Annotated in this window: 2 protein-coding genes; both read left to right on the top strand. The window is 51.2% G+C overall.

Going from position 1 to position 4,379, the window contains the following annotated elements:
* Positions 1 to 660, top strand: a 660-nt coding sequence (locus tag HBA55_RS36975) for an EF-Tu C-terminal domain-related protein (RefSeq protein WP_240946487.1), incomplete at its 5' end; no start/stop codon positions are given.
* A gap of 720 nt (positions 661 to 1,380) precedes the next feature.
* On the top strand, positions 1,381 to 4,379 hold a 2,999-nt coding region (locus tag HBA55_RS36970; RefSeq protein ID WP_206020131.1), incomplete at its 3' end, for a hypothetical protein.

The raw sequence follows: 4,379 nt of genomic DNA, 5'->3' as shown, positions 1-4,379 counted from the left end.
CTGAACGGCGAAGACGACAACGAGCTGGGTACCACCGCTGTTAAGAAGCTGGTTGAGACTCTGGACTCTTACATCCCTGAGCCTGAGCGTGCGATCGACGGTGCCTTCATTATGCCGATCGAAGACGTATTCTCCATCCAGGGTCGTGGTACCGTTGTTACCGGTCGTGTTGAGCGCGGTATCGTCAAGGTTGGTGAAGAAATCGAAATCGTTGGTATCAAAGACACCACCACTACCACCTGTACTGGTGTAGAGATGTTCCGCAAGCTGCTGGACGAAGGTCGTGCCGGTGAGAACGTTGGTGTTCTGCTGCGTGGTACCAAGCGTGACGAGGTTGAGCGTGGTCAGGTACTGGCTAAGCCCGGTTCTATCACTCCTCACACCAAGTTCGAAGGTGAGGTTTACGTACTGTCCAAGGATGAAGGTGGTCGCCACACTCCATTCTTCAAGGGCTACCGTCCTCAGTTCTACTTCCGTACCACTGACGTGACCGGCGCTTGTGAGCTGCCGGAAGGCGTAGAAATGGTAATGCCTGGTGACAACATCCAGATGACCGTTACCCTGATCTGCCCGATTGCGATGGACGAAGGTCTGCGCTTCGCGATCCGTGAAGGTGGTCGTACCGTGGGTGCAGGTGTTGTATCTAAAATCATTGAGTGATCCTCTTTGATTGATACATAAAAAAGGCCGCTTAAGCGGCCTTTTTTGTTTTAATCCAATACTGCTTTTGCCGATCTGGTCATGACCCTAGTGAGGCACCAATTCGCTTAGTTGATATTCTCTGTCTGGGCACCTCCTGCCACGACTAAATCTCTTTTTTCCTCATCCCGTCGTAAATCTGTTTTTGGCGTCAGAATTCGCCAATCCGTTAGTATCTACTATGCTTGTAGGGCCTTTAAATAAAAGGCTTAGCGTGTTTATTGCGCTGTTGTTCCTGATATTAGGATGCAATTTAGACAAATGTCCTAAGTGGATGATTTGTAGCCAGTATTTGTTATGATGAAATTCCAGAATCCCCATTGAGAAGAACGACAAAATACAAAAATCCGGGGGTGTATTTCTGGCGAAATTGCCTTGAGGGTGGGCAGTCATTGGAGATCAAGGACGGAGTGTGATGAAGATTCATGGTTTAAGAAGTTATCGATTCCCCAATGCCTATCAATCAGCGGTGTATCACGCACGCCCCAGGACTGAAACTTCCCAGATATGAGGTCAACAGCGCTTGGTACGCTGGCGAGTGAAGAGTCGATATTCTCTTCTTTCTAACATAAAAAATGGCACCTGAATTCAGAGAGAACAACCGGAATGTTCGAGAAAAAAAGACTTGCCAGACTTATTCAAAACGAGCTCTATAAAGTCGAGAGTTTAGAACCTCGAGTAATGTTATCGGGTGATCCGGTACTGGGAGCCGCGCATGTTGCCCTCTTCAAAGACCTGCAAAACGAAAACACTGAACCCTCTCTGACGACTGGTGCGCACCATCAGTATGCTGATGATGCCGCAGCTTACTCAAAAACAGAACTTGAACCTCCCGTACCCTTTTCTCCAGAGGCAGAGCTTGACCTTGCTGCTCAACCTGTGAATCAGGCCTCAATGGAGTCTCTGCTCGTTATTGATTCCGGTGAGGCTTTGGGGGGCAGTGGTGATCTGGGTATCGGGCTGATTAATAGCGGAACTGTTGCACCAGGTAATTCCCCGGGTGAGCAGACTGTATCTTCGTTTCTACAGACAGGTGAAGGCACCCTGGAGGTAGAAATCGGCGGCTATGAAGTCGGGGTGGAGTACGACAGGCTTAACGTAGAGGGATTGGCTGACCTCGATGGGGCATTATCGATCTCTCTGATTAACGGTTTCACTCCGCAGGTTGGCGATTCCTTCGAAATCCTCACATTTGGGTCTGTTTCTGGCACATTCGACAACGTACTTGGTTCCTATGGGTTTGGAGCGGACTCAGATTATTATTTTGAAATTATCGAGCGGGAAGATCGAATTGAGCTGGTTGTAAGAGAGCTGCTGATTGGCGAGGGACTGTCTCTACTAAGTGAAAATTTTGCCGACTTTGATGCTCTCGGCAACCTGTTCAATCATGACTATTTTGGAGTAGAGCCGGGCTCTTTGGAGTTTGACGGAACTCTACAGCTATCAGATTCCTTTTATCTCAGTGGTGGCTTTTCATTTGGACTGGACTCTGAAGCCACTTCGGTAATGCTCAGCGACGGCGAAGCTGTCTTGGTTGATATCTGGACACTGGGAACTCGTGATGCCGAAGCCTACTTGGGACCGAATGGACCCGCAGGTAGTGATGGCAGCTTCGGCCTGTCTTTTTCAGATGTTGATCTTGGATTTGCGCTTTTTAATGCCAGTGACTTTGCGGATGAGCGCAGCTGGATATCCACAACTGGCAGTATAGGTTCGGCGGCATTCGACGGCCTTGATGGTCTTAGCATGTCGACAAGCGACTTTATGCTGGACTTCAGCCTGGGCTTCGGAGTTGATGGCTTGGGCGTCGAAAATAATCTGGTCATCGACTTGTCAGCCAGCCCATTGACTATTAGTGACAGTTTCGGTGAGTTAGCGCAGTTTGATGACGACGGTACCCTGGGTGAACGTCTACGCGTGGGCGGTAACGCGACTTTCGATGTAGGTGGTTTCAGTCTTAATGGAGATTTCTGGTTCTCTAAAGACGACACAATGCTTCAGGCCGCAGGCCAAAACGTGTCAGCAACGTTGTCCGCTGCTGGAGTTGATGTCGGGGTCACCGGTGCCAATTTTGGACTCCTGTTGAGTGACAGTGGCACGGCGATGGAGGCGAGCGGAAACTTGCAGCTGAGCGGCGCGGACTTTGCGTCTGCAACGGCAGATTCCGTGTTTATTCAGTACAACGATTCTGGTGTCGACTATACCAACTACGAGCTGACTATTGCGGACCAGACCTACACCTTTGGTGACCTGGCGGCCATCGCTCTGCAAGAGGTCAGCGTTAGCGGTTTACAGGCCAATCTTGCTGGTGTTTTCAGCATTTCCGGCGATTTCGGATTTCGCCAGGATGGAAGTGTCAATGAGCTCCAGGTTGTGGCCAATGATGCCACCATTCTGCTGGGTGCAGGTGAGCATCAGATTGGTGTATCTGATGCGTCGTTGGGGTTGTTAATCAAAGAGGACGGCCGCGCTCTGGAGGCTTCAGGTGCTGCGATAGTTGAGCTTGGAGATGATGTTGAACTATTGGCAGACAACTCATTAATTGTCTGGAATGAAACCGGCGTTGATCTTGCGGGTGTTTCACTGACGGCCGGCGAGCTTTCTCACACGTTTACAGATTTAACAGCCTCCAGTACTGCCCAAGAAGTTCGGCTGTCGGGCGCAACGATGAGTGTGTCCGATATGTTTCATGCTTCGGGCAATCTCGCGTTTAGAGCGGGCACCGATCAGGTAACGTTGGACGATAGTAGTCTAGTGGAAGTAGACATACTTACTGTTGGAAGCAGCGACCTTGATGCCTTTGTGGGACTCAATGGAGGTACCGCTGAAGCACTGGGACTAACATTATCTGGGGCCGAGTTTGCTCTGGCGCTGCTGAGTGATCGGTCGGACAGCTCTCGTCAGTGGGCTGCTTTGCAGGCCAGTGCTGATGCGGCGACTTTTGCAGGCAGCGATGCTCTGACGTTATCTGCTGATACGCTTGACGTGGAGATCAACCTTGCCGACGACACTGGGCGTCTGGTGGACTTCGGCGACCAGAATGTCGTCGTTAATACGGGAGTCACTGAGACCTTCACTCTGGATATGAGTGGGGATGAAGGTGAGCTTCTTCGGGCGTCGGGCAACCTTGATGTCGAAGTGTCTGAGTTTTTCAGTGCAAGTGGGGGCTTTGCTCTGGAGAAATATAGCGGCCAGGTAATGCTCGAAGATGGCTCATCGGTTGAGGCTGATATTTTAACAATCGGTAGTCTCGACGTCTCGGCATTCGTAGGGGCGAATGGCAACAGTGAGGATGCCCAGGGTTTTCAGCTGGGTGGTGTAGATCTGGCGCTGGCTCTGCTTGTTGACCAGACTGATGGTGCGCGCCAGTGGGCAAGCGTACAGGCCGAGGCGGATAGTGCGGCTTTTGTCGGGGTTGATGACCTCACCATCGGTGGTGACACCATGAGCGTGAGCCTTAACCTGGCCTCGAACGATGGTTTGGTGGTGGACTACGCGGCCCAGAGTCTGGACGTGTCCACCGGTCCGGACAGCAGTATCACACTGACGATGGACGGCAGCGACGGCGAGTTGCTGAGAGCGTCGGGTAATCTGGACATCAACGTCGCTGATTTTTTCAGTGTTAATGGCGGTTTTGCTTTCGAGAAGGCCAGCGAACAGATCACGCTGGACGATGGTTC

The organism is Pseudomaricurvus alkylphenolicus (assembly GCF_011683955.1).
Taxonomy (GTDB): Bacteria; Pseudomonadota; Gammaproteobacteria; order Pseudomonadales; family Cellvibrionaceae; genus Pseudomaricurvus; species Pseudomaricurvus alkylphenolicus.
This window is presented reverse-complemented; position numbering and strand designations above follow the sequence as displayed.